Source organism: Pseudomonas graminis (assembly GCF_001705435.1).
In the GTDB taxonomy this organism is placed as follows: Bacteria; Pseudomonadota; Gammaproteobacteria; order Pseudomonadales; family Pseudomonadaceae; genus Aquipseudomonas; species Aquipseudomonas graminis_B.
Genome location: NZ_MDEN01000064.1, coordinates 258,553 through 284,174 on the forward strand (window position 1 = coordinate 258,553; position 25,622 = coordinate 284,174).

Genomic DNA, 25,622 nt, shown 5'->3' on the forward strand with positions numbered 1-25,622 from the left:
GACACCGCATTTACCCAGTGGGACCGGCTTTAGCCGGGAAGGCGTCGGGCGTCACGCTGCACAGGTCTGCGTCGTGCCAAGGCAGTGATTACTGCGGTTTCTCGAACGGCTTGTCGAAGGTGATCTTCGGTTCTTTCCAAGGACCTTCGACCTTGTACTGCACGCTGGCAAAGCGCGACACGCGATCGCCCAGCAGCTTGTCGACGAGGAATAACGCGCCGCCAATCGCCGGTGCGCCGACGATCAACGCGGCAATCGGCAAGTTATTGGTCACCGGCAGGGTCACCAGCAGCTTGGCGTTGACGCGGTCGCGGACCATGTCCAGCGTGCCGTCGAGCTCCAGATTGGTGGACGGGCCGGTCATGGTGATCGGGTCGCGGGTGACGTATACGCCATCGCTCGCCACCAGGAGCCCTTTGACCTTGTCGTAACTCAGGCCCTTGCCCAGCAGGTCGGAGAAGTCCAGACGCAGACGCCGGCCAATGGAGTTGAAGTTGAGCAGGCCGAACACCCGCAACGCCTGCGCCCCCCCCTCGACCTCAACGAACTGGCCGTTCTTGAGCGTCGCATCCAGGCTGCCGGAATAGCGCTTCAACCCCACCCAGGCGGGCGAGCCCGGCCAGCGACCGTCAGCGTTCAGCTCGAACTCCTGACTGGTGACCGTAGGCGCGAAACCCCAGGCCTTGAGCACATCCGCGAGATTCTTGCCGCTCACCTGGCCCTTGAACCAACTGCTGGTCGTCCCCGGTGTACCTTCCCAACCGCCATTACCCAGCAGCGCAATGCCTTTGAGGCCCAGATTCATGTCGGACATCTGGATACCGTTCGGCGTCGGGCGGATCTTGAGCGACCACGCCCCCATCAATTGATCGCCCTGAAACAGCTGAGTGATCTTGATGTTCAGCGCGGGAATATTGCGCGGGTCCACGTCCGCCAACGGGTCCGGCGCGTTTTCAACGACTGCCGCGTTGGGGTCCGGTGCAGGCAAGCGTACATACAGCAGACTGATGTCGATCGGCGCGGCTTTGCTGTCCGGCAACGTCGCAGTGCCTTTTACCTTCGAGCTGTCCAGCGACAGCGCCCATGCGGCACTGCTGCGCTGGAGCTGAACGCCCACTTGCTCCAGCGTCGTGCCCATCGCGGTCAGCTTGCCGATCTGCAAATCGACGCTGTTGAGTAATTGCTTGGCGCTACCCCCCGGGTCATTGCCGGCATACCGCTCAGCCATGGCTTGCCAGGGCGCGATGTCCAGTTCCGACAACGAACCGCGAACGCGCAATCCCTTGGCGTCCGGCACGATCGCCCCGCCTTCGCCGAGGAAGAGTTCGCCACGGCCGTCGCCGAATTTGCCCGGCGGCGACGCAAACGCGAGATTGGCGATATTGCCGTAGCCGACGTCGATGCGCCGCTCCGGGCCTTGCAGGTTCATGCGCAAATCGGTGTCGCGCGCATCATCTGCGGTTTTGCCGAAGGGCGCCGGCAAATCGACCGCCAACCCTTTTAGATTCGAGTTGATCTGCAGCTGACTGGCGTTGCCGCTCAATGTCAGTTGCAACTGGTAGGGCAGATCGCCTGAGATCGGCAACGGCTGCGTCACGCCCAGCCAATCGGTCAGGCGCTTGCTGGCGATCTGGCTGCTGGCGGTAATACGCGTCACCGGTGCTCCCGGTTTGCCTTCGGCGAAAATCTCGGCGTTCACCGGCTTGTCAAAGGCGACGGCCTTGACGTTCTTGCCGCTCAGGCCTTTGGTGTAATCGAAACGGAAATCGCCGCGCAGTTGCGTCAGCTCCAGCACCGGATCGGCGAGCTTGAGACGCGAATTGTCGGTACTGAAATCGACGACGACTTTGGGCTCTTGGCCCTTCACCAGCGGTATATCCAGGTTGATATGCCCCTGCAGCGGCCCTTCTGCCTGCCAGCCCGCGAAGGTCTGCCCGGTGCCGATTGGCGCTTCCTGGAGAATCTTCATGCCGTCCTGGAGGCTGCCTTTCAGATCCCCGTCCACCAGCAAATGGCTGGACTGGCCCGCCGGAACATGGGGAATGTCCACCGCGACATTGCTGACCTGGGTGTTCAGCAACTGCCCCTTGTTGGCCCGAATGCGCACGCCACTGTTTTCGACGAAGACGTCACCGTCGACATTGTTCAGCTGCGGCCATCCCGGCTGGAACGCCAGGCTCGCGTTGCGCACCTTGAAAAACAGGCTGATAACCCGCGCCACGTCAGGCGCATCTTTGCTGATCGAGCCCTGATACTGGAAGAAACCCTGATCGACGTTGCCACCCAGAATTGCGGTGCGCAACCACTGATCAAGGGACGGGCTGAGCACGGCAGGCAGGTATTTGGAGGTGTAGCGCCCGTCGCCGTCGACCAGCCCGACGCGCAGGTCCATGTAGTCTTCCTGGCTGTGATCGAAGTGCAGGCGAATCAGGAAGTCGCTGGCAATATTGCCCTCCTCCCCCTGAACCTTGATGTACGGTGCAATCAGCGTGAAGCCCTGATCGTCCAGCGACCAGGTCAGCTTTGCATTGGCGTGACGGTACTTCCATTCGTTACGGAAGATCGGGTCCAGGTGCAGCATGAAATCATCCGTGTCGAGGCGCAGTTCGCCCTGACCCAGATCACCGCTGATCGCGCCGCTGACGTTCCCCGCCGCCGGCGCGCCGTGGTAGGCGTCGAAACCGACCTTGTCAAGATTGGCGGCGAAGCTCACTCGTTTTGGCGGCTCGGCCTGCGGTCGGTAATCAACCAGCACGTTGCGCAGGCCCCCGGTGACTTTCAGGCGGTCGACCGCCACCATCACCTTGTCAGGCAACGGCGCCAGTGAGTCGAGCAGCGGCGTGATCGGCGTCAGATCAAGCCGGTCGGCCTGCACGTGCCACAGCTCTTCGGCATCGGCCGTCGCAGCAGTCTGCTGCAGATCAACGCGGCTTTCCCAGCGCTTGCTGTTCAGGTCCATCGCCAGCGAGTCGAGCGTCGCGCTGAAGCCTTTTTCGTCGCGCACAAACCAGGCGTTAAGGGCCAGATTGTCAATGCGTGCAGGCTTGCGGTCGGCGTACGAGCCTTTGAACTGCGGCGCATTCAAGCGGGCGACGGCGCTTTGCAGATTGCCCTTGCCCCAGTTCAGCCACAACTCGCCGCCGGCCTTGAGCTTCTGAATTTTCCAGTCGCGGGTCAGGCTCTTCGGCAACCACTGCGACCACTCGCTTTGCGGCAAGCTCAGGTAGGCCTGGGCCTCGCCGTCGCGCCATTGATGGGCGCGCACCGTGGAGCGCACGTTCAACGACAATGGCTGGCCGTCGGGCAGGTTCAGGCGCGCGTCGAGGCGCTGATGCAGACTGCCGGTCTTCAGCGTCAGGCTCACATAGGTCAGCGTCAGGGGCGAATGATCATAGGGCTGCAAGGTGATCTGGCTGTCGAATAGCGACAGGTGCGAGACCATCTGCATCTGATTGAGGATTTGCTCGGGATCGGTCACCTGATCGGGCTGTACGGGCAGGCCCTGCAGTGCCCAGTGGCCGTTCTGGTCTTCTTTCAGACCAATCTGCAGGCCGTCCAGTTCAAGGCGTTCGAGACGCACTTCGCGGGTACGCAGGCTGGCGAGCAGGTCGGGCATGGCGCGCACGTGATCGAGCCGAACGGCGTTGCCGCCCTCGCCGATCATCACATCACGCGCAACAAAGATGGGGGCGAAGCCGCTCCAGCTGCCTTCCAGCCGACCGATGCTCACCGGCATGCCCAGCGCCGCCTGCGCCTTGGCTTCCACGTCGGCGCGGTATTCGGCCACCATCGGCACCAACTGACGGCCGACGCTCACGTACAGCGCGACCAGCACCACGAAAAGGGCGCACAGACTCAGCCCCCAACGGGTCAGCACAGCCAGAAACCGCGTCAGACGTTCCATGTCGCTGCGCCTCCGCAAAAACCGCCTGCACATGGCATCAGGCCCAATCGTGCAGGTGCGGGTACGTCCAGGTTGTGCTCAATCGCCACGCGTTGTTCTCTTTGGACGGCATCCGTTCCGTCTGCCTCAAGGGCACTGTTTTCTGTTTTCAGCTGCGCGGCCACTGGGCAGCACGGCGCATCACGCACTCTCAGAGCAGCACGACGTCATATTGTTCCTGGGAGTACATGGTCTCGACCTGAAAGCGAATGGTCCTGCCAATGAACACTTCCAGCTCGGCCACGTTGCCGGATTCTTCGTCGAGCAGCCGGTCGACCACTTTCTGATTGGCCAGCACGCGGTAGCCCACCGCCTGATAAGCCCGGGCTTCGCGCAAAATCTCGCGGAATATCTCGTAGCAGATGGTTTCCGGGGTCTTCAGCTTGCCACGGCCCTGGCAACTGCTGCACGGCTCGCACAGCACTTGCTCCAGACTTTCCCGGGTGCGCTTGCGGGTCATCTGCACCAGGCCCAGCTCGGTGATGCCGATGATGTTGGTTTTGGCGTGATCGCGCTCGAGCTGTTTTTCCAGGGTCCGCAGCACCTGGCGCTGATGCTCGGCGTCTTCCATGTCGATGAAATCAATGATGATGATGCCGCCGATGTTGCGCAGCCGCAGCTGTCGGGCAATGGCGGTCGCCGCTTCAAGATTGGTCTTGAAGATGGTCTCTTCGAGGTTGCGATGACCGACAAACGCACCGGTGTTCACGTCGATGGTGGTCATGGCTTCGGCGGGATCGATGACCAGATAGCCGCCGGACTTGAGCGGCACCTTGCGGTCCAGCGCCCGCTGAATTTCATCCTCGACGCCGTACAGGTCGAAAATCGGCCGCTCGCCGGGGTAATGCTCAAGGCGATCGGCGATTTCCGGCATCAGCTCGGCGACAAACTGGGTGGTCTTCTGGAAGGTCTCGCGGGAATCGATGCGAATCTTCTCGGTGCGCGGGCTGACCAGGTCGCGCAACGTGCGCAGCGCCAGGCCCAGGTCTTCGTAGATCACGCTGGCCGGGCTGATGGTTTTGATCTGCTCGCCAATCTGGTCCCACAGCCTGCGCAGGTAGCGGATGTCCATCATGATCTCGTCGGCGCCCGCACCTTCGGCCGCCGTGCGCAGGATGAAACCGCCCTTCTCCTTGATCCCTTCCTTGGCGACGCAATCGCTGACCACTTGTTTCAGGCGCTCGCGCTCGGCTTCGTCCTCGATTTTCAGGGAAATGCCGACGTGGGCGGTGCGCGGCATGTACACGAGGTAGCGCGACGGGATCGACAGTTGCGTCGTCAACCGCGCGCCTTTGCTGCCGATCGGGTCCTTGGTGACCTGAACCACCAGGCTCTGTCCGTCGTGGACCAGCGAACTGATGGTCTCCACGGCCGGGCCTTCGCGCATGGAGATTTCAGATGCGTGAATGAACGCCGCGCGGTCCAGCCCGATGTCGATGAACGCCGCCTGCATGCCAGGCAGCACGCGCACGACTTTGCCCTTGTAGATATTGCCCACGATCCCGCGACGCTGGGTGCGTTCGACGTGCACCTCTTGCAACACCCCGTTCTCAACGACGGCCACGCGCGATTCCATCGGCGTGATGTTGATCAGAATCTCTTCACTCATGACTTGTCACCTTCCGGGCGTTGCCAACAGGGTATGCCGAAACGCTGGAGGATTTCTGCGGTTTCGCACAAGGGCAGGCCGACCACGGCGGAATAACTGCCACTGAGGTTTTCCACAAACACCGCGCCCAGCCCCTGGATACCGTAGCCGCCGGACTTGTCGCAGGGCTCGCCGCTGGCCCAGTAGCGGCGGGCCTCGTCTTCCGGGATCGCCCGAAAGCGGACACGGCTGGTAACGGTTCGGGTTTCGCAGCGTTCTTCGTGCACCACGGCGATGGCGGTCAGGACTTCGTGTTCCCGGTTCGACAATGCGGCCAGCATCGCCAGCGCCTCGGCTTCGTCCGCCGGTTTGCCCAGGATGCGGCCGTCGAGGACCACGGCGGTGTCGGCGCCCAGTACGCAGGCGGTCGGGTAGGCGGGATCGTTGGCGAGCTGCAGCAGCCCGGCGTCCGCCTTGCCACGGGCCAGCCGCAGGACGTACGCGGCAGGGGTTTCGTTGGCCAGAGGGGTTTCGTCGATGTCGGCGCTGAGGGTCGTGAACGGCACGCCGATCTGGGTGAGCAGCTCACGACGGCGCGGGGAGCCGGAGGCAAGAAGAAGGTGGGGCATGGGACGTCTCCGTGTCGTTGATCACAAGCGTAGCCTTGGTGCACACCGCTGAAGGGAGGGTGCTCGCGCCGGCCTCTTCCCTTGTAGGACCGGCTTCAGCCGGGAAAGCGCCAGGTGTAACGCCGCAACATTCAGCTGCCGGGGACAGATTAATTTACGGTGAAGCGCTGTAAATAAATCAGTCCCCTTTCCGCGTTCCTTTCCGTTCCTTCATCCTGTAGGACCGGCTTTAGCCGGGAAAGCGTCGGGTGTCACGCCGCAGGATTGGGGTGCTCACACTGGCCTCTTCCCGGCTGAAGCCGGTCCTACAAAAACTGGCAGATGCCGCTCCCAATTACTTAGTTGATCTTCAAACGCAGGCGTAACCCCCGCAGTCCGTAGCTGACCCATGGCCAGAGCAATGCGCTGACCAACGCCGGCAACACCAGCGCCAGGGTCGGTTGACGGTTGCCGGTCAGCGCGCTCAGCCACAGCTGCACCAGCTGCGCGAGGCCGAAAATCACCAGGATCACCAGACACTGCTGCCACATCGGGAACATGCGCAAGCGCTGCTGCAGCGACAGCACGAGAAAGGTAATCAACGTGAGGATCAACGCGTTCTGCCCCAGCAACGTGCCGTACAGCACATCCTCGGCCAGCCCCAGCATCCACGCCGTGACCATGCCGATCTTGTGCGGCAACGCCAATGCCCAGAAGGCCAGCAGCAAGGCCAGCCACAGCGGGCGAAATATTTCCATGAACTGCGGCAGCGGCGAAACGCTGAGCAGCAGGCCGATGGCGAAGGTCAGCCAGACCACCCAGCCGTTTCGTGCGGGAGCGTGACGCGCCATTATTCTTCCCTCTCGCGTGGAGCGGCCGGGGTCGCAGCAGGCGTCGCCGGTCGGGTGGCGGCAGGTTTCGCCGCAGGTTTGGCGGGCGGCTTGCTGGTCGCGGGCTTGGCAGGCGTGGTCGCCGCCGGTTCAGTGGTCGCCGGAGCAGACGCGCTGTTGGCGTTGGCCGGCGTCGACGAAGCACTGTGTCCGGCAGGCTTGGGCACGGTGGCCGGAACGACCGCCTTGTTCGGCGTGGCAGCAGGGGCGGCACCCGGCACAGTGGCCGAGGGCACCGCCGCCGGGTCGGCCGTCTGACGATCAAGGGATTCCTGCTGCTGCGCGGCGTCGGCAGCGCGCTCTTCAGGGGAACGGCCGTCCGAGAACACCAGCAACAGATAACGGCTGCGATTCAGTGCGGCGGTGGGCACCGCCCGGACGATGGCGAAAGGCTGGCCGGAGTCGTGGATCACCTCTTTGACCGTCGCCACCGGATAACCCGCCGGGAAGCGCTGACCCAGGCCGGAACTCACCAGCAGGTCGCCTTCCTTGATGTCGGCGGTGTCCGCCACATGGCGCAGCTCAAGACGTTCAGGATTGCCGGTGCCGCTGGCAATCGCGCGCAGGCCGTTACGGTTCACCTGCACCGGGATGCTGTGAGTGGTGTCGGTCAGCAGCAGTACACGGGACGTGTAGGGCATCAACTCGACCACCTGCCCCATCAGGCCGCGCGCATCGAGCACTGGCTGGCCGAGGACTACGCCGTCGCGCTCACCCTTGTTGATGATGATCCGGTGGGTGAACGGGTTGGGGTCCATGCCGATCAGCTCAGCGACTTCGACTTTCTCGTTGACCAGCGCCGACGAATTCAGCAGCTCGCGCAAGCGCACGTTCTGCTCGGTCAGCGCCGCCAGCTTTTGCAGGCGGCCCTGCAGCAGCAGGTTCTCGGTCTTGAGTTTTTCGTTTTCGGCGGCGAGCTCGGTGCGGCTGCCAAACTGGCTGGCAACGCCCTGGTACAGACGCTCGGGCAGATCGGCAATCCAGTAAGACTGCATCAGCACCAGTGACATCTGACTGCGGACAGGTTTGAGCAGGGTGAAACGCGCGTCCACGACCATAATGGCCACAGACAGCACGACCAGCACCAGTAGACGGACGCCCAGAGACGGACCCTTGGAAAAAAGCGGTTTAATGGGCCGCTCCTTCCAGAGATGCGCGCAGAGGTGCGTGAGTTTTGCTGTGCTTATTCATGCGACATGAAACCGGCCTGATGCGGGTTGGTGGAAATGCAGGGCGTCAGACTTGCAACATCGCTGCGCGACGTCAACAGGTCGGACACGAACAGGCAGCACGGTGAGGTGCTGCCCGTTAAGCGCAACATGCTGCGTACCGGCGACTTATTCGCTGGAGAGCAGGTCCATGGTGTGCTTGTCCATCATTTCCAGCGCACGACCACCGCCACGCGCAACGCAGGTCAGCGGGTCTTCGGCCACGATCACCGGCAGACCGGTTTCCTGGGCCAGCAGCTTGTCGAGGTCACGCAGCAACGCGCCACCACCGGTCAGCACCAGACCGCGCTCGGCGATGTCCGAAGCGAGCTCTGGCGGAGACTGTTCCAGTGCGCTCTTCACGGCCTGAACGATGGTTGCCAGGGATTCCTGCAACGCTTCCAGCACTTCGTTGGAATTCAGGGTGAAGGCACGTGGCACGCCTTCAGCCAGGTTGCGACCGCGTACGTCGACTTCACGCACTTCGCCGCCCGGGTAGGCCGTGCCGATTTCCTGCTTGATGCGCTCGGCGGTGGATTCGCCGATCAGGCTGCCGTAGTTGCGACGCACGTAAGTGATGATCGCTTCGTCGAAACGGTCGCCACCCACACGGACGGACTCGGCATACACCACGCCGTTCAGGGAGATCAGCGCGATTTCGGTGGTACCACCACCGATGTCGACAACCATCGAGCCGCGGGCCTCTTCGACTGGCAGGCCGGCACCGATGGCCGCCGCCATCGGCTCTTCGATCAGGAATACTTCACGTGCACCGGCGCCCAGAGCGGATTCGCGGATGGCGCGACGCTCGACCTGGGTGGATTTGCAAGGAACGCAGATCAGCACACGAGGGCTTGGCTGCAGGAAGCTGTTCTCGTGAACCTTGTTGATGAAGTACTGAAGCATTTTTTCGCAGACGCTGAAGTCGGCGATGACGCCGTCTTTCATCGGGCGAATGGCGGCAATGTTGCCCGGGGTACGGCCCAGCATCCGCTTGGCTTCCATCCCGACAGCAACAACGCTCTTCTGATTTCCGTGGGTCCGAATGGCCACAACTGATGGTTCATTCAGCACAATGCCGCGCTCACGCACGTAAATAAGGGTGTTGGCAGTGCCCAGGTCGATGGAAAGATCGCTGGAAAACATGCCACGCAGTTTCTTGAACATGGGGAAAGGACCCTAGGCAACGCGTGGGTAAAAAAGTGCGGCAAACTCTAACAACGACAGGGATTTTGGGCAAGGAGCCAATATGTTAAATTGGCTGTTTTTCCGAGCACTACCCTGGAAGATCGCGGCCTTATGACCGTTTAAAGGGCGTAGTGTTCCGCAATCTGACGTACGGCTCACCCCGTGCGCATTCCACTGGAGAACCCCATGGCGCTTGATCGCTCCGACGTGGAAAAAATCGCTCATCTGGCCCGACTTGGCCTCAATGACGCCGATATCCCGCGTACTACTGAAGCACTTAACAGCATTCTCGGGCTGATTGATCAGATGCAGGCGGTCGATACCACCGGCATCGAGCCCCTCGCGCACCCCCTTGAAGCCTCGCAACGTCTGCGTGTAGACGCCGTTACCGAGATCAATCATCGCGATACCTATCAAGCCATCGCACCAGCGGTCCAAGACGGCCTTTATCTGGTTCCGAAAGTCCTCGACTAAGGGAATGTGCCTGCAATGCATCAAATGACTCTGGCAGAGATCGCTCGCGGACTCGCCGATAAAAAGTTTTCTTCCGAAGAATTGACTCGCACTCTGCTGGCGCGCATCGCCCAGCTGGATCCGCAGCTCAATAGCTTCATTACCGTCACCGAAGACCTGGCGATCACCCAGGCCCAGGCTGCCGATGCCCGTCGCGCGGCAGGTGAAACCGGCGCGCTGCTGGGGGCTCCCCTGGCGCACAAGGACCTCTTCTGCACCAAGGGCATTCGCACCAGCTGCGCGTCGAAGATGCTCGACAACTTCAAGGCGCCCTACGACGCCACCGTGGTTGCCAGCCTCGCCGCCGCCGGCACCGTGACCCTGGGCAAGACCAACATGGACGAATTCGCCATGGGGTCGGCCAACGAATCCAGCCACTACGGCGCGGTGAAAAACCCGTGGAATCTGGATCACGTCCCGGGCGGCTCCTCTGGCGGTTCGGCAGCAGCAGTTGCCGCGCGTCTGCTGCCAGGCGCCACCGGCACCGACACCGGCGGCTCCATTCGCCAGCCTGCTGCACTGACCAACCTGACCGGCCTGAAGCCGACTTACGGTCGCGTGTCGCGCTGGGGCATGATCGCCTACGCTTCCAGTCTCGATCAGGCCGGCCCGATGGCGCGCACCGCTGAAGACTGCGCGCTGCTGCTGCAAGGCATGGCCGGCTTCGACGTCAACGACTCCACCAGCATCGACGAGCCCGTCCCGGATTACAGCGCCGGCCTGAACGCCTCGCTGCAGGGCCTGCGCATTGGCGTGCCGAAGGAATACTTCAGCGCCGGTCTCGACCCGCGCATCGCCGATCTGGTCATGGCCAGCGTCGAAGCGCTGAAAAAGCTCGGCGCAGTGGTCAAGGAAATCAGCCTGCCGAACCTGCAACACGCGATTCCGGCTTACTACGTAATCGCGCCGGCCGAGGCCTCTTCCAACCTGTCGCGTTTCGACGGCGTGCGCTTCGGCTATCGCTGCGAAGACCCGAAAGACCTCACCGATCTGTACAAGCGCTCCCGTGGCGAAGGCTTCGGCCCTGAAGTGCAGCGCCGGATCATGGTCGGCGCCTACGCGCTGTCGGCCGGTTACTACGACGCTTACTATCTGCAGGCGCAGAAGATTCGCCGCCTGATCAAGAATGACTTCATGAACGCGTTTGCCGAAGTCGACGTGATCCTCGGCCCGACCACGCCGAACCCGGCATGGAAAATCGGCGCCAAGAATGCCGACCCGATCGCTGAGTACCTGGAAGACTTCTACACCATCACCGCCAACCTCGCGGGCCTGCCCGGCCTGTCGATGCCTGCCGGTTTCGCCGACGGCCTGCCGGTGGGCGTGCAATTGCTGGCGCCGTATTTCCAGGAAGGCCGCTTGCTGAACGTTGCCCATCAATATCAGCAAGTAACCGATTGGCACACCCGCTCGCCGGCTGGCTTCTAAGGAGAAAACACATGCAATGGGAAGTCGTCATCGGGCTGGAGATTCACACCCAGCTCACCACCCAATCGAAGATTTTCTCCGGTAGCGCCACCACGTTCGGCTCCGAGCCGAACACGCAGGCCAGCCTCGTCGATCTGGGCATGCCCGGCACGTTGCCGGTGCTGAACAAGGAAGCCGTGCAGATGGCGGTCAAGTTCGGCCTGGCCATCGACGCCGAGATCGGTCAGCACAACGTGTTCGCCCGCAAGAACTACTTCTACCCGGACCTGCCGAAGGGCTATCAGATCAGCCAGATGGAATTGCCGATCGTTGGTAAAGGCCATCTGGATATCACCCTGGAAGACGGCACCATCAAGCGCATCGGCGTGACCCGCGCCCACCTTGAAGAAGATGCGGGCAAGAGCCTGCACGAAGACTACAGCGGCATGACCGGCATCGACCTGAACCGCGCCGGTACGCCGTTGCTGGAGATCGTTTCCGAGCCGGACATGCGTTCGGCCAAAGAAGCGGTTGCCTACGTCAAGGCGATGCACGCGCTGGTTCGCTACCTTGGCATCTGCGACGGCAACATGGCCGAAGGCTCGCTACGCTGCGACTGCAACGTGTCGATTCGCCCGAAAGGCCAGGTTGAGTACGGGACGCGCTGCGAGATCAAGAACGTCAACTCGTTCCGCTTCATCGAGAAGGCGATCAACAGCGAGATCCAGCGCCAGATCGACCTGATCGAAGACGGCGGCAAGGTCATTCAGCAGACCCGCCTGTACGACCCGAACACCAACGAAACCCGCGCCATGCGCAGCAAAGAGGAAGCCAACGACTACCGTTACTTCCCCGATCCCGACCTGTTGCCGGTGATCATCGAAGACGCGTTCCTGGAGCAGACCCGCGCGACCCTGCCGGAACTGCCGCCGCAGAAACGCGAGCGTTTCCAGTCGCAGTTCGGCTTGTCGCTGTACGACGCCAGCGTGTTGGCTTCGAGCCGCGAACAGGCAGACTTCTTCGAAAAGGTGGTGAGCATTTCCGGTGACGCGAAGCTTGCGGCCAACTGGGTGATGGTCGAGTTGGGTTCGTTGCTGAACAAGCAAGGCGTCGAGATCGACGAGTCGCCGGTCAGCGCTGAACAGTTGGGCGGCATGCTGCTGCGCATCAAGGACAACACCATTTCCGGCAAGATCGCCAAAATGGTGTTTGAAGGCATGGCTAATGGCGAAGGCAGCGCCGACGAGATCATCGATCAGCGCGGTCTGAAGCAAGTCACCGACAGCGGCGCCATCGAGTCGATGCTGGACGACGTCCTGGCTGCCAACGCCGAACAGGTCGAGCAATACCGCGCGGCCGATGAGGCCAAACGCGGCAAGATGTTCGGCTTCTTCGTCGGGCAAGCGATGAAGGCATCCAAAGGCAAGGCCAACCCGGGCCAGGTCAACGAACTGCTGAAGCGCAAGCTGGAAGGCTGAGTGCGTTCACGCTAGCGGTTGTTCCCGCGCCTGGCGCGGGAACGATCAACACTTTCTGTAGAGACCCTGCCCCATGCGGCGAATCCTCGGCGCTTGCGCCCTGCTCTCTCTGCTGGCCGGCTGCGCCAGTGACGGCATCATCGACCCGCACGGCTACAACGCCACCGGCGGCGCCTCGTATTACGGCTCGCAACATCAAGGTCAGCGCACCGCCAGCGGTGAACGCTTCGACGCCAATTCACTGACCGCCGCGCACCGGCAATTGCCGTTCGGCACGCGCGTGCAAGTCACCAATCTGGACAACGACCGCAGGGTCATCGTCCGCATCAACGACCGCGGCCCGCACACCCGGGGGCGGCTGATCGATGTGTCACGTGCAGCCGCCGCGCAATTGGGTATGCTGCGCAGCGGAACCGCCCAAGTGCGGGTACAAGCCCTCGACGACTGACTGGTGCCCTGAATTCTTGCCCTAACGAATCTGCCCCTGCCCACGCTGATCGAGCTGGCCTGCGGCCTGCTGTTGATGATCATCGGCGCACAACTGTCAGTGCGCGCCGCTGTGGCCCTGGCCGCCCTGCTCAAAACCCGCCCGCTGTTCCTCGGCCTGACCGTCGTGGCGCTGGGCAGCAGTGCCCCGCAACTCGCGGTCGGGCTGCAAGCGGCGTTCACTGACAGCACCGACATTGCGGTCGGCAGCGTCATTGGCAGCAATATTTTCAACGTGCTGGTCACGCTCGGGCTGTCCGCACTGATCATCCCGCTGCGCGTGGCCCGGCAACTGGTGCGCGTCGATTTGCCATTGATGATTGCGGCCACCGCCCTGGTCGCAGCGCTGGCGTGGAATGGCGAGCTGAGCGCGCTGGATGGCGTCGTGCTGTTGATGGGCATGGCGGCGTATCTGTTCGTCGTGGTCCGTCAGTTCGCCCACGGCGCGCGGCATGTGGCGAGAACGGACCTTGAACCGCGCCGACGCATTTGGCCGATGCTGGGCCGGCTGGCGCTGATGGCCTGCGGCCTGGCGCTGCTGACGTTCGGCAGTCACCTTCTCGTCGGCGCGGCGGTTTCGGTAGCCCTGGACCTGGGCCTGTCGGAACGGGTGATCGGCCTGACCGTGATCGCGGTTGCGACCTCGCTGCCGGCGTTGATGACCTCGCTGGTCGCGGCATTGCGCGGCGAGCGGGATATCGCGGTGGGCAACATCATCGGCAGCAACCTGTTCAACCTGCTGGGCGTGCTCGGCATCACGGCGTTGATCTCCACCGGGCCGTTGTCGATCTCGCCCAATGCGCTGGATTTCGATTTGCCGGTGATGCTGGGCGTCGCGGCGCTGTGCGTCCCGCTGTTCTATTCGGGGTATCGGATCACCCGGCTGGAGGGGCTGTTGTTGCTCGGGCTTTACGCGGTGTACGGGCTGCACATCGTGTCGTTTACCACGGGCATGCCCCTGGCCGAGCGGCTGGAGCGTTTGATGATTCACTACGCGCTGCCGGTGATTGCGCTGTGTATCGTCGTGGGAACGGTGCGGGCGTGGCGGCGTCAGCATTGATGGGCGACAGGCCTACTAAGACTAAATCCACCCGCCCCATTGCAGAATGAATATCCCGACGTTGGTCGTGACCGCTGCTGCCAGGGTGGTCATGACGATGATCGACGCGGCCAGTTCGTGGTTGCCATTGGCCGCGCGGACCATGACGAAACTGGCCGATGCCGTCGGGGCGCCGAAGTACAGAAACAGAATCCCAAGCTCCGCGTCACGGAAACCCAGCAGCCACGCGCCCAGCGTGCAGATCAGCGGCAGCCAGACCATCTTCATCAGGCTCGCGCTGATCGCCAAGGTGCCGCTCTCTCGCAACGACTTCAATGACAGCGTGCCACCGATGCACATCAGCGCCAGCGGCAGGGTCATCTGCGCCAGGTAGCTGCCGGAGGTATCGAGCCATTTGGGGAGCGGGATCTGGAAGTAGGCGAACGGCGCCGCGACGACAATGCTGATGATCAGCGGATTGGCCATGACGCTTTTTGTGATGCTCCACGGGTCGGACTTGATCACCGGGCTGTAGACCGCCAGCACGACGGTGGACAGGGTGTTGTAGAAAAGAATGACCAGCGCCGCGAGGATCGCACCGAGGGAAATGCCGTAGTCGCCATACATGCTCGCGGCCAGGGCGAGGCCGATCACGCCGTTGTTGCCGCGAAACGCCCCTTGGGTGTAAGTCCCACGCTCGGCGAACGGCACGCGGTAAATGGCCCACCCCCACGACAACGCGAAACCCGCCAGCGTGGCGACGATGAAGTAGATCAGCACGCCCGGCTGAAACGCCGCGTGGAGGTCAGCGTGAATGATCCCCAGAAACAGCAGCGCCGGCATGGTGCAGTTGAACACCAGCGACGATGCGGTGTGGATAAAGCTGTCGTTGATCCAGCCCACGCGCTTGAGCAACACGCCGAGAAACAGCATCGCGAAGACCGGCGCGGTGATGTTCAGGGTTTCCAGAAAGATTGCCAGCATGCACGCCAACCCTGAGCCGTCGTTAGGTGCCTAATGATAGGCCAGCGGCGCGGGAAGTGTTACCGGCAATTACCTGGTTATCGTACGACTGATCAATAAGCCGGACCGCGTTGCCTGTCGGGGCGTCAGGCCTGGCTGGCAGGTTGCAGCCTCTTCTCAAACACCGAAACCCCGTCCAGATCCCGCAGTGTCACGGTCATTTCCCCGCTTTGGCCGTCAATGTTCACCTCACCAAAAAACTGGAAGCCGGCGAAGGGTGAAGTGTTCTGCGCTGGCGGAGCCTTCTGGAATACCAACTCGGGCCCGAAGGTCTTGTCCAGGGTATTAGGCCCGTAACTGCCCGCATTCAAAGGCCCGGCCACAAACTCCCAGAACGGGTCGAAATCCTGAAACACCGCCTGATCGGGGTGGTAGTGGTGCGCCGCGCAGTAATGCACATCAGCCGTCAACCAGACGGTGTCGCGGACCTTCTGCTGGCGCAGGAAGCCCAGCAGTTCGGCGACTTCTTGTTCGCGGCCTTTCGGCGCGCCGTCGTCGCCGTTGGCGATGGCCTCCCAACGCATCACGCCGGGGCTGATCTCGCCGTCGGGCACGCCCAGGCCGATGGGCATGTCAGCGGCAATGACTTTCCACTGAGCCCCAGAGGCTTGAAGTTCGCGCTTGAGCCAATCCAGTTGCTCGCGGCCCAGAAAGGCAGTGGTCGGCCCCGGCTTGTCGGCCAGATTGGCGTCGTTGCCGTCGCGATAGCTGCGCATGTCGAGCACGAACACGTCCAGCATCGGGCCGTAAGCGATCTTGCGATAGACCCGCCCGCCGTTGTCGGCGCTCTGCAGGCGCATCGGCGCATATTCGAGGAACGCCTGTCGCCCGCGCGCCGCCAACAGCCGGATGTCCTTGACCTTGTAGCGGTCGTCGAGCTGCTTGCTCGGTGACCAGTTGTTGGTCACTTCGTGGTCGTCCCACTGCCAGATCTGCGGGACCTCGGCGTTGAAGCGCCGCAGGTTTTCGTCCATCAGGTTGTAGCGGTAGGCACCGCGGTATTCGTCGAGGGTTTCGGCGACCTTGCTCTTCTCTTCCGTGGTGATGTTGCGCCAGACACGCCCACCCTCGGTGACCACCTCGGCAGGCACCGGGCCGTCGGCGTAAATGGTGTCGCCGCTGTGGATGAAGAAGTCCGGCAAGCGCAGACGCATGGCTTCGTAAATGCGCATGCCGCCGATCTCGGGGTTGATGCCGAAGCCCTGGCCGACGGTGTCGCCGCTCCAGACGAAGCGGATGTTGCGGCGATTGACCGGCACGCTGCGCAGATGGCCGAACCAGGGTTCGCTGGCGACGCCGGTTTGCGCGTCCTCGAAGAACACGCGGTAGAAGATGGCTTGATCCGCCGGCAGGCCGGTCAGTTCGACGCGCGCGGTGAAGTCAGTGCGTGGGTCGGCGAGCAGCGAGACCGTGCGGCGGGGGTTGCTGAACATGCTGCGGGTGTCCCATTCGACCACCATCCGCGCAGGCCGGTCGCTGCGGCTCCAGACCATGGCACGGTCGCCGAGCACATCGCCGGACTGCACGCCGTCGGTCATCTTCGGGCGATCCTTGACCGACGCAATGACCGCAGGCGCGAGCCCCGGCAACAACAATCCGGCGCCAGCGGCCTGGATGATACGGCGGCGAGTCAGGTCGAACCGGGACATGTTTATCCTCCTCAAGGGAATGCCAAAAGGAGGAAGCTAGCAGCGGATTGTTTGCAGGAGATGACAGGGAAGTGGCGGGAGGCTGGACGTTGACGCTGAATGGCACTAATCCAGCGCCATACTCGGCCCCTGTGGGAGCGAACTTGCTCACGAAGGAGCCCGAACATCCAACACATCGCCGCACGCCGGACCACGCACTTGTAGAACTGGCTTAAGCCGGGAAGGCGTCGGCATTCACACCAAAGATCTGATGGCGAACACACCGGCCTCTTCCCGGCTAAAACCGGTGCGACATGAAAGCGCCAGCGGTTAGGCGTTGGCGGGCACCGCGTCCAGTTCTGCCGGTTCAGGTCGTTTCAGCAGCGCGTATAGCACGCCGGTCACGACGCTGCCCGCCACGATCGCCAGCAGGTACAGCAGCGCATGGTTGATCGCGTTCGGAATGAGCAGCACGAACAACCCACCGTGGGGCGCCATCAGTTTGCAGCCGAAGAACATCGACAGCGCACCGGTCAGCGCGCCGCCCGCGATGCTCGCCGGAATCACCCGAAGCGGGTCTTTCGCGGCAAACGGAATCGCGCCTTCGGAGATGAAGCACAGCCCCAGCACGAAGGCCGCTTTCCCCGCTTCACGCTCGCTCTGGGCAAACTTGCGCCGGGCGATCAATGCCGCGATGCCCATACCAATTGGCGGCACCATGCCGGCCGCCATCGTGGCCGCCATCGGCGCGCCGCTGCTCGAGGCCAGCAAGCCCACCGAAAACGCGTACGACGCCTTATTGATCGGCCCACCCAGATCCACGCACATCATCGCGCCCAGCAGCACGCCGAGCAGCACCGCGTTGGCCGTGCCCATGGTGTCGAGGAAGTGGGTCAACCCTTCGAGCATGCCGGCGACCGGCTTGCCCACCACGTAAATCATTACCAGCCCGGTGAACAGGCTCGCCAGCAGCGGAATGATCAGAATCGGCTTCAGCGCTTCGACACTCGCCGGCAGCTTCGCGTAACGATTGACCGCCCAGGCGCTGTAGCCCGCCAAGAATCCCGCAATGATCCCGCCAATGAAGCCGGCGCCCAGGGTGCTCGCCAGCAGCCCGCCGATCATCCCTGGCGCAAGGCCCGGACGGTCGGCAATGGAATACGCGATGTACCCGGCCAGCAACGGCACCATCAACTGGAACGCCGCGCCCGCGCCGATCTGTTTCAGCGCAGCCGCCAATGTCCCCGGTTCCTCGGCCGCGTGAATGCCGAACACGAACGAAAGAGCAATCAGCAAACCGCCGGCCACCACCATCGGCAGCATGAAAGACACGCCGGTGAGCAGGTGTTTGTAGACACCGGTCTTCTCTTTTTTGGAGGACGCCTTGGACGTTGAAGCCGTGGACTCAACCTCCGCCTCCGCCAGCGCTTTTTTCAGCGTCGCGTCGGCCTGCTTGAGCGCAATACCGGTGCCGCAGCGATAGATGCGCTTGCCGGCGAAACGCTCGGTAGCGACTTCGATATCACACGCCAGCAGCACCACGTCGGCGTCGGCAATGGCCTGGGCGCTGAGCGGATTGCGTGCACCGACCGAGCCCTGCGTTTCCACCTGCAGGTCGTAGCCGAGCTTTTTCGCCGCCTGCTGAATCGCCTCGGCGGCCATGAAAGTGTGGGCAACGCCGGTCGGGCATGCCGTCACCGCCACCAGACGCGGCTGCGCGCTGGACGTGGCAGACGGGGCGGAAGTCGCGGTGTGCTCGGTCGCCAGCGCCGACGCTGAACGCAGAAAGCCGTCGGCATCCTGCAACGCCTGTGCGGGCGTGGCCTGATACAGGCGCTTGCCGGAAAAACGCGTCAGGTCCAGCGCGCCGGTGTTGACCACCAACACCCAGTCCGCCGCTTCGATGTCGCCCGGCGACAGTTGCTTTTCCGGATGACGCGGATCGTGGATCTCGACGCTGGTGCTCCAACCCTGGCGTTGGGCCGCCGCATCCAGCAGACGGGCACTGAGGACGCTGCTGATTTTGCCGTTCGGACAGGCCGTAACGATGGCTAACTTCATCACACTTCCTCTCTTGTTATGCCGTCAGGACGCGGACGTTGACGCCGCTTTCCAGACGTTTCAATTGCGCCGGATCATTGATGCCGAAGCCGATCTGAGTGACGGCCATGGCCGCAATGGCCGTGGCAGTCCGCAAGGTTTGCTCGGGTTTGTGCCCAGACAGCAAGCCGTGAACCATCCCGGCCAGCAGCGAATCACCCGCGCCGACGGTGCTGGCGACGGTGACTTTGGGCGGCAATGCCTGCAAGGCCACGTTGGAACTGAACCAATGAACGCCTTCCGAGCCCTGGGAAATCACCACGTGCTCGATGCCGCGCTGGCGCAGGTCGGCTGCGGCCTCTGCTTGCGCGGCGATGGAAATGATCGGCGCATCAAGGGCGTCGGCAAGTTCTTCGGTGTTGGGTTTGATCATCCACGGCGACGCTTCCAGTCCAGCGCGCAACGCTTCGCCGCTGGTGTCCAGCGCCACTTTCAGGCCCATCTCGTTGAGGCGCAGCAACAACGTTTTCAACCACTGGGGGCTGACGCCACGGGGCAGACTGCCGGCCACGACCACCGCATCAAAACCCGACGCGATCTGCTCGACCCGAGCGGCCAGCGCCTGTTGCGCCTGCGCGCTGACTTCCGGGCCCGGGCCGTTGAGGTCGGTAATACGGCCGCTGCTTTCCGCCAGCTTGATGTTGCTGCGGGTCTCGCCCGGCACCCGCACGAATTCATCGACGAAGCCGCGCTTCGCAAACAGAGTTTCGAACGGCTGCTGGTTATCCACGCCGAGGAAACCGGCAACGGTCAGCTCGTGGCCCAGATCAGCCAGCACCTGGGCGACGTTGATGCCCTTGCCCGCCGCGTGGCTGAGCATGGCGTCGCTGCGGTTGACCTGGCCGATCTGCAAGGGGCCCAACTGCACGGTCAGGTCCAGCGCCGGGTTCATGGTCAATGTCAGTATTTTCGCCATTACAGCCCCTCCACGAGGGCACGCACGTCCGCCGCGCTGCCAACGGCCAGGGCCGCCTGCGCAAGTTTCCGGGCTTCGATCAGATTCAATTCACGGACGCAGGCTTTGACTTCGCCGATGCTCCGCGCCGAGACGCTCAATTCATCCACACCCAGACCGACCAGCACCGGCACGGCCAGCGGGTCGGCGGCCAATTCGCCGCAGACCCCCACCCATTTGCCATTGGCATGGGCCGCGCGCACGGTGATGTCGATCAGTTGCAACACCGCCGGGTGCAGGCCATCGGCCTGGGCAGACAGGGTCGGGTGACCGCGGTCGATGGCCATTGTGTACTGGGTCAGGTCGTTGGTGCCGACGCTGAAGAAGTCCACTTCCTTCGCCAGCACCGGCGCCAGCAACGCCGCCGATGGCACTTCAATCATGATGCCCAGTTGCAGGTCGGCCACCGGGATCTCCAGACGCAGACGCTCGGTCATGTCGCGGGCCTGACGCCACTCTTCGACGGTGCCCACCATCGGAAACATGATGCGCAGCGGGCGATTGTCTGCCGCACGCAGCAATGCGCGCAGCTGGATTTCCATGATATCCGGGCGCTGCAAGGTCAGGCGAATGCCGCGCACGCCGAGAAACGGGTTTTCTTCTTTATCGATGGGCCAGTACGGCAGCGGTTTGTCGCCGCCGACGTCCAGGGTGCGAACCACCAGCGGGCGACCGTCGAGGTCTTTGAGCACGCGACGGTATTCCGCTTCCTGGGTCGCTTCATCCGGCGCGGAGCTGTGGGCCATGAACAGCAACTCGGTGCGCAGCAGGCCAATCCCTTCGGCGCCCTGCTCCACCGCTGCCGGCGTACCGGCGCTGTCACCGATGTTGGCGAAGACCTCAACGGCGTGGCCATCCTGGGTGATCGCAGGCTCCATGCGCAGGGCAGCGGCAGCCTTGAGCCGTTGCTCGCGGGTGTCACGGTCCTGCAAGGCGCGCTTCAGGGTCGCGTCGTCCGGCGCGACGTCGAGACGCCCGCGCTGGCCGTCGATCAACAGTTGCGTGCCGGACTTGATCAGCAATACCGCATCGCCCGCACCGACCAGCGCGGGGATGCCCAACGCCCGGGCAACGATGGCGCTGTGGGCCGTAGCGCCGCCGCGCGCGGTGAGAATGCCGGCGACACGGGCAGGGTCAAGACGTGCGACGTCGGACGGGCCGACTTCATCCATCACCAAAATGTACGGTTCTTCCGGCTCAACCAGGTCCTCGACGCCACAGATCTGCGCCAATACGCGGCGACCGACATCCCGCAGGTCAGCGGCACGTTCCGCCAGCAGCGCATCTTTGAGCTGTTCCTGCTGACGGGCGGCGGCCTCGATCACGTTCATCCATGCCGCAGCGGCGCTTTCGCCTTGTTTCAAGCGCTGCGCCACTTCGTCGACCAGTTCGGGGTCGGCGAGCATTTCCTGGTGAGTGACGAAAATCTCGCGAATGGCCTTCGCCGTGCTGCGTTGAATCAATTGCTCGATGTCGAGGCGCACCTGCGCCAGCGCGCTGTGCAGACGTTCGTGCTCAACGCTTTGCGATTCGCCCTGGGCCGGGTAATCGAACACTGGCAGAACATGCACGTGGGCCGGGCCGACGGCGATGCCGGGCGCCGCAGGAACGGCCTGGATGTGAGTGCCCGCAGCCGGCGCGCTGAGGGTTTTCTCAACAATCGTCGGGGCGGGTGCGGGCTCACTGTGGGCCGGCAACGGTTCGATCTCTTCGCCCAGACCTTCGAGCACTGCGGCGATCAACGCAGGCAAGGCATCGGCGGCAATGGTCGGCTCGGCAATGAACTCAAGGGACTGACCGCGCTGTACGCCGAGGCTCAGCAGCTTGCTCAAGCTCTTGGCCGACACCGGATTCTCGGTGCCATCGACGATGCGCACGCGGATGTCGCCCTCAAAACCCTTGGCCAACTGCGCAAGGATTTTCGCCGGACGCGCGTGCAGACCGTGGGCATTGGCCAGGGTCACGCGCTCGCTCGGCCAGTCCGGCGGCACTTCGCCGCCCAATGCCTGAAGCACGGCGCGGCTGCTGGTCGCCTCGCCCAGTACGTGGCCGCGACCTTCGATCAGCAACGCGCATAGACGTTCGAGCAACGCCTGGTGGGACTCACCCAAGCTCGCGAGGCAGAACAGGCCGGTCAGCGACTGGCCCAGATGACGCATGGGTTTGTCCGGGGTGACGAACGCCAGGCCGGGCTTGTTGACCATCTGTTCGCTGTGCAGCCACCAGAGGCCTTCGCCCAACGGCAGTGGCTCGACCTGCTGCAGCACCGCTGCGAAGCCGTTGTTCACACACTCGGCCTTGCGCAGAAGACGCGCGCCGCGCCAGACCAGTTCTTCGAAATCATCGACCATAACGCCCAGGCTGATCATCTGCGCATCGAGGGCCAGTTCTTGTGGCGCACCCTGCAGCAGTTTGAGCAGCGACTCGGGGTCCTTCGCCTGACGCAACGCTTCGCCCAGGTCGTTTTCACCGAGTGCGCGGGTCAGCAACTGGAGCAAGCGCAGATGCTCGTCGGACTTGGCGGCGATGCCGATGGCCAGGTAGACCATTTGCCCGTCGCCCCAGTCCACCCCTTCGGGGAATTGCATCAGGCGCACGCCGGTGGCGAACACCTGGTCGCGGGTCTCTGGCGTGCCGTGGGGAATGGCAATGCCCTGCCCCAAAAAGGTCGAGCCCTGTTGCTCACGCGCCTGCAAGCCTGCAAGGTAGCCGGCAGCCACCAGGCCGTCGGCAACGAGCAAGTCAGCCAGCAGTTGCAACGCGGCGGGCTTGTCCACCGCCGACTGGTCCATGGAAATTTGCTCTATGGTCAGCTCGAGCATTGCGTTCTCCTGTGCTGCGCGGGGTCGCGCCAGATTCTTGTTGTAGGACCGGTCGTACACACCGATGACTGACGGTTTGCGAATATTGAATGCGGCATTCAGAGGCCCGATTGGGCAGAAAGTGCCATAAACAGGCCTGCTGAATCGTTTAATCTGAAGTGCCGCGCACGTTACTTGATAATTCCGGCGGTTTGAAGCTCATCCGGTCGAATCGTGTAGGAAACATCCCGTGCGGGTCACAAGCTTCCTACAAGGCGACGGTCTGCTGTCATGATGGCTGTTAATCGGTGAAAATCCCTGCCACGGTAGTTCAGCTCCCACTTTTGCTTCTCATCACGAAAGGATGCCCGGCTTGAAACTCAGTGATATTGCGCGTCTGGCCGGTGTTTCTGTGACCACGGCCAGCTACGTGATCAACGGAAAGGCCGAACAGCAACGCATCAGCAGTGCAACGGTCGAGCGCGTGCGCGCGGTGGTCGACGCCCATGGCTTCAGGCCTAACCCGCAGGCGGCCGGGCTGCGCAGCCGGCATACCCGCACACTGGGCTTCATCCTGCCGGACCTGGAAAACCCCAGCTACGCACGCATCGCCAAGCAACTGGAACAGGGCGCTCGCGCGCGCGGCTACCAATTGCTGATCGCCAGTTCAGACGACGATCCCATCAGCGAGTTGCAGTTGTTGCAGCTGTTTCGTGCGAGACGCTGCGATGCGCTGTTCGTCGCCAGTTGCCTGCCGGCCAGCGATGACAGCTATCGCGCGCTGCAGCAGCAAGGAACGCCAGTCATCGCCATCGACCGGGAGATGGACCCGGCACACTTCTGCTCGGTGGTCAGCGACGACCACGACGCCAGCCAGCAACTGACCCGCAGCCTGCTGGAGATAAAACCCCGACACATCGCCTTGCTTGGCGCGCAGCCCGAGCTGAGCGTCAGTAAGGCGCGGGCCAAGGGCTTCGAAGACGCGCTGGAGGGTTTCGAAGGCTCGGTCATCAGCGAGCACGGCGACGCGTTCAGCCGTGACTGCGGCCTGCAACTGGCCAGCGATATGTTCGATCGGCTGGGTTATTTCCCGGACGCGCTGATCACGACGTCCTACGTCCTGCTGCAAGGGGTGTTCGACCTGCTGCACCAGCGGCGCCTGAACCCGGACCAACTTCACCTGGGCACGTTCGGTGACACGCAACTGCTGGATTTCCTGCCGCTGCCGGTCAATGCCATGGCCCAACAGCACCACTTGATCGCCGAAAAAGCCCTGGCCCTGGCCCTGTCGGCCATTGAGCAGGACCAGTACGAACCGGGCGTGCATGCCATTGTGCGGACGTTCAAGCAGCGGATTCACGAGGCGTAAGCAACGTGCGACTGATCGACACCCATACACACCTGGATTTCGACGATTTCGATGCCGACCGCAACGACGTACTCGCCAACAGCCGGCAGCTGGGTGTGGAGCGCCTCGTGGTGTTGGGCGTGTATCAGCGCAATCTGCAGCGAGTGTGGGATCTGGCGCTCAGTGAGCCGTCGGTGTACGCCGCGCTGGGCTTGCACCCGGTGTTCCTGGAAGAGCATCAGCCCGAGCATGTGCAGCAACTGCGCGACTGGCTGACGCGTCTGGCCGGGCATCCCAAACTGTGCGCGGTGGGCGAGATCGGTCTGGATTACTACATCGAATCCCTGGACCGCCCGCCACAACAGACCTTGCTCGACCAGCAGTTGCAGATGGCAGCGGACTTCAACCTCCCCGCCCTGCTCCACGTGCGCCGCAGCCATGCCGACACCCTCGCCGCACTCAAGCGCTTCAGGCTCAAGCGCTGCGGTATCGTTCACGCCTTCGCCGGCAGCCGCGAAGAGGCGCGGGAATACATCAAGCTGGGTTACAAACTGGGGCTGGGCGGTGCGGCGACGTGGCCGCAGGCCTTGCGCATGCATCGGGTGATCGCCGAGTTACCGCTGGACAGCGTCGTGCTGGAAACCGACTCGCCGGACATGGCGCCGGCGATGTTTCCGGGCATGCGCAACAGCCCCGAGCATCTCCCCGACATTTGCGCCGCCATCGCCGAGCTGATGAAAATCCCTGCCGACACGCTGGCCGCAGCGAGCACCGCCAACGCGTGCGAAGTGTTCGGCTGGGTCTGAAGTCTGTCGCCGATTTCATGTTGTAAGAAGAAATTTCAAAGACGCAGCGTGGTCCCTTGGGTACCTCTCTAGGCTCACAAAGGAAACCCGTTAATGAAATTCTCGAAGTTCGCGCAGGCCTTGTCGCGGTGGTCCGGCAGCCCACGAACCTTCCTGGTGGCAATCGCGCTGATTTGCGTGTGGGCCGCGACCGGGCCGCTCTTCCACTACAACGACACTTGGCAACTGATCATCAACACGTCCACGACGATCATCACCTTCCTGATGGTTTTCCTGATCCAGAACACCCAGAACCGCGATACCGATGAGTTGCATATCAAAATCGACGAACTGCTGCGCGTGACCAAAGATGCACAGAACGCCGTGCTGAGCCTGGATAATCTCAACCAGAAGGAACTGCACGCGCTGCGCAAGAAGTACAAGGCGATGGGCAAAGGCATTGAGTTTGATCACGCCGAGGCGTTTCCGGAGCCGGAGCCTGAGGCGGGTGAGGAGGCCGGTACATCCGCTAAATCTTCAGCGGCTGCAGTGACTTCTTCGTGAGCACGCTCACTGCCACATGAACCGTGATCCAGCCGGGCTCAGATGCCCGGCTGGTAAAGGGCTGAATGCC

The 25,622-nt window shown here is 62.9% G+C and carries 19 protein-coding genes; 8 read left to right on the plus strand and 11 right to left on the minus strand.

Annotation, left to right across the window (positions count from 1 at the left end):
* Positions 1–88: 88 nt before the first annotated feature.
* From BBI10_RS16425 to mreB, 6 genes are all read right to left on the minus strand, one after another.
* Positions 89–3,904: a YhdP family protein gene (locus tag BBI10_RS16425; protein WP_065990109.1), complete on the minus strand. Its 3,816-nt coding sequence runs from the start codon at positions 3,902–3,904 to the stop codon at positions 89–91.
* 190 nt (positions 3,905–4,094) lie between these two features.
* A complete protein-coding gene (rng, locus tag BBI10_RS16430) occupies positions 4,095–5,552 on the minus strand; it encodes a ribonuclease G (protein ID WP_037012596.1) in 1,458 nt (485 codons plus the stop codon).
* Positions 5,549–6,160, minus strand: a complete 612-nt coding sequence (locus BBI10_RS16435) for a Maf family protein (RefSeq protein ID WP_065990110.1) — start codon at positions 6,158–6,160, stop codon at positions 5,549–5,551. Before BBI10_RS16435 ends, rng begins: the two co-directional genes overlap by 4 nt.
* A 338-nt stretch (positions 6,161–6,498) precedes the next feature.
* Positions 6,499–6,990, minus strand: a complete 492-nt coding sequence (mreD, locus tag BBI10_RS16440) for a rod shape-determining protein MreD (protein WP_065990112.1) — start codon at positions 6,988–6,990, stop codon at positions 6,499–6,501.
* Positions 6,990–8,132 (minus strand): rod shape-determining protein MreC, encoded by a 1,143-nt coding sequence (gene mreC, locus BBI10_RS16445; protein WP_244160382.1) that lies wholly within the window; start codon positions 8,130–8,132, stop codon positions 6,990–6,992. The genes mreD and mreC overlap by 1 nt, the downstream gene beginning before the upstream one ends.
* Positions 8,133–8,366: 234 nt before the next feature.
* Positions 8,367–9,404 (minus strand): rod shape-determining protein MreB, encoded by a 1,038-nt coding sequence (gene mreB, locus BBI10_RS16450; RefSeq protein ID WP_020292894.1) that lies wholly within the window; start codon positions 9,402–9,404, stop codon positions 8,367–8,369.
* Positions 9,405–9,611: 207 nt separating this feature from the next.
* Here mreB and gatC point away from each other — a divergent pair, with 207 nt between their 5' ends.
* From gatC to BBI10_RS16475, 5 genes are all read left to right on the plus strand, one after another.
* Positions 9,612–9,899 carry an Asp-tRNA(Asn)/Glu-tRNA(Gln) amidotransferase subunit GatC gene (gene gatC / locus BBI10_RS16455; RefSeq protein ID WP_065990114.1) on the plus strand — a complete coding sequence of 96 codons (288 nt, stop codon included), beginning with the start codon at positions 9,612–9,614 and terminating at the stop codon, positions 9,897–9,899.
* A gap of 15 nt (positions 9,900–9,914) precedes the next feature.
* A complete protein-coding gene (gatA, locus tag BBI10_RS16460) occupies positions 9,915–11,366 on the plus strand; it encodes an Asp-tRNA(Asn)/Glu-tRNA(Gln) amidotransferase subunit GatA (protein ID WP_065990116.1) in 1,452 nt (483 codons plus the stop codon).
* An 11-nt stretch (positions 11,367–11,377) separates the two neighbouring features.
* Positions 11,378–12,823 (plus strand): Asp-tRNA(Asn)/Glu-tRNA(Gln) amidotransferase subunit GatB, encoded by a 1,446-nt coding sequence (gatB, locus tag BBI10_RS16465; RefSeq protein ID WP_065990118.1) that lies wholly within the window; start codon positions 11,378–11,380, stop codon positions 12,821–12,823.
* Between the two features lie 73 nt (positions 12,824–12,896).
* Positions 12,897–13,271: a septal ring lytic transglycosylase RlpA family protein gene (locus BBI10_RS16470; RefSeq protein WP_065990120.1), complete on the plus strand. Its 375-nt coding sequence runs from the start codon at positions 12,897–12,899 to the stop codon at positions 13,269–13,271.
* A 45-nt stretch (positions 13,272–13,316) separates the two neighbouring features.
* Positions 13,317–14,369 (plus strand): calcium/sodium antiporter, encoded by a 1,053-nt coding sequence (locus BBI10_RS16475; protein ID WP_065990122.1) that lies wholly within the window; start codon positions 13,317–13,319, stop codon positions 14,367–14,369.
* A gap of 21 nt (positions 14,370–14,390) precedes the next feature.
* On the opposite strand, the gene BBI10_RS16480 is transcribed toward BBI10_RS16475, so the two are convergent.
* The 5 genes from BBI10_RS16480 to ptsP all read right to left on the minus strand — a co-directional run bounded on the left by BBI10_RS16480 (position 14,391) and on the right by ptsP (position 22,876).
* Positions 14,391–15,332 (minus strand): AEC family transporter, encoded by a 942-nt coding sequence (locus tag BBI10_RS16480; RefSeq protein ID WP_065990124.1) that lies wholly within the window; start codon positions 15,330–15,332, stop codon positions 14,391–14,393.
* Between the two features lie 125 nt (positions 15,333–15,457).
* Positions 15,458–17,020 (minus strand): alkaline phosphatase D family protein, encoded by a 1,563-nt coding sequence (locus BBI10_RS16485; RefSeq protein ID WP_065990125.1) that lies wholly within the window; start codon positions 17,018–17,020, stop codon positions 15,458–15,460.
* 309 nt (positions 17,021–17,329) lie between these two features.
* The gene (locus tag BBI10_RS16490; protein ID WP_065990127.1) at positions 17,330–19,060 is read right to left on the minus strand and encodes a PTS fructose-like transporter subunit IIB; all 1,731 of its coding nucleotides are present in this window, start codon (positions 19,058–19,060) and stop codon (positions 17,330–17,332) included.
* 16 nt (positions 19,061–19,076) lie between these two features.
* The gene (gene pfkB, locus BBI10_RS16495) at positions 19,077–20,015 is read right to left on the minus strand and encodes a 1-phosphofructokinase (RefSeq protein ID WP_065990129.1); all 939 of its coding nucleotides are present in this window, start codon (positions 20,013–20,015) and stop codon (positions 19,077–19,079) included.
* The gene (gene ptsP, locus BBI10_RS16500) at positions 20,015–22,876 is read right to left on the minus strand and encodes a phosphoenolpyruvate--protein phosphotransferase (RefSeq protein ID WP_065990133.1); all 2,862 of its coding nucleotides are present in this window, start codon (positions 22,874–22,876) and stop codon (positions 20,015–20,017) included. Before ptsP ends, pfkB begins: the two co-directional genes overlap by 1 nt.
* A gap of 352 nt (positions 22,877–23,228) precedes the next feature.
* Here ptsP and cra point away from each other — a divergent pair, with 352 nt between their 5' ends.
* From cra to BBI10_RS16515, 3 genes are all read left to right on the plus strand, one after another.
* Complete coding sequence (cra, locus tag BBI10_RS16505) at positions 23,229–24,224, plus strand: catabolite repressor/activator (protein WP_065990136.1); 996 nt, start codon at positions 23,229–23,231, stop codon at positions 24,222–24,224.
* Positions 24,225–24,229: 5 nt separating this feature from the next.
* A complete protein-coding gene (locus tag BBI10_RS16510; protein ID WP_065990137.1) occupies positions 24,230–25,009 on the plus strand; it encodes a TatD family hydrolase in 780 nt (259 codons plus the stop codon).
* A gap of 93 nt (positions 25,010–25,102) precedes the next feature.
* A complete protein-coding gene (locus BBI10_RS16515) occupies positions 25,103–25,552 on the plus strand; it encodes a low affinity iron permease family protein (RefSeq protein ID WP_065990139.1) in 450 nt (149 codons plus the stop codon).
* Positions 25,553–25,622 lie beyond the last annotated feature (70 nt).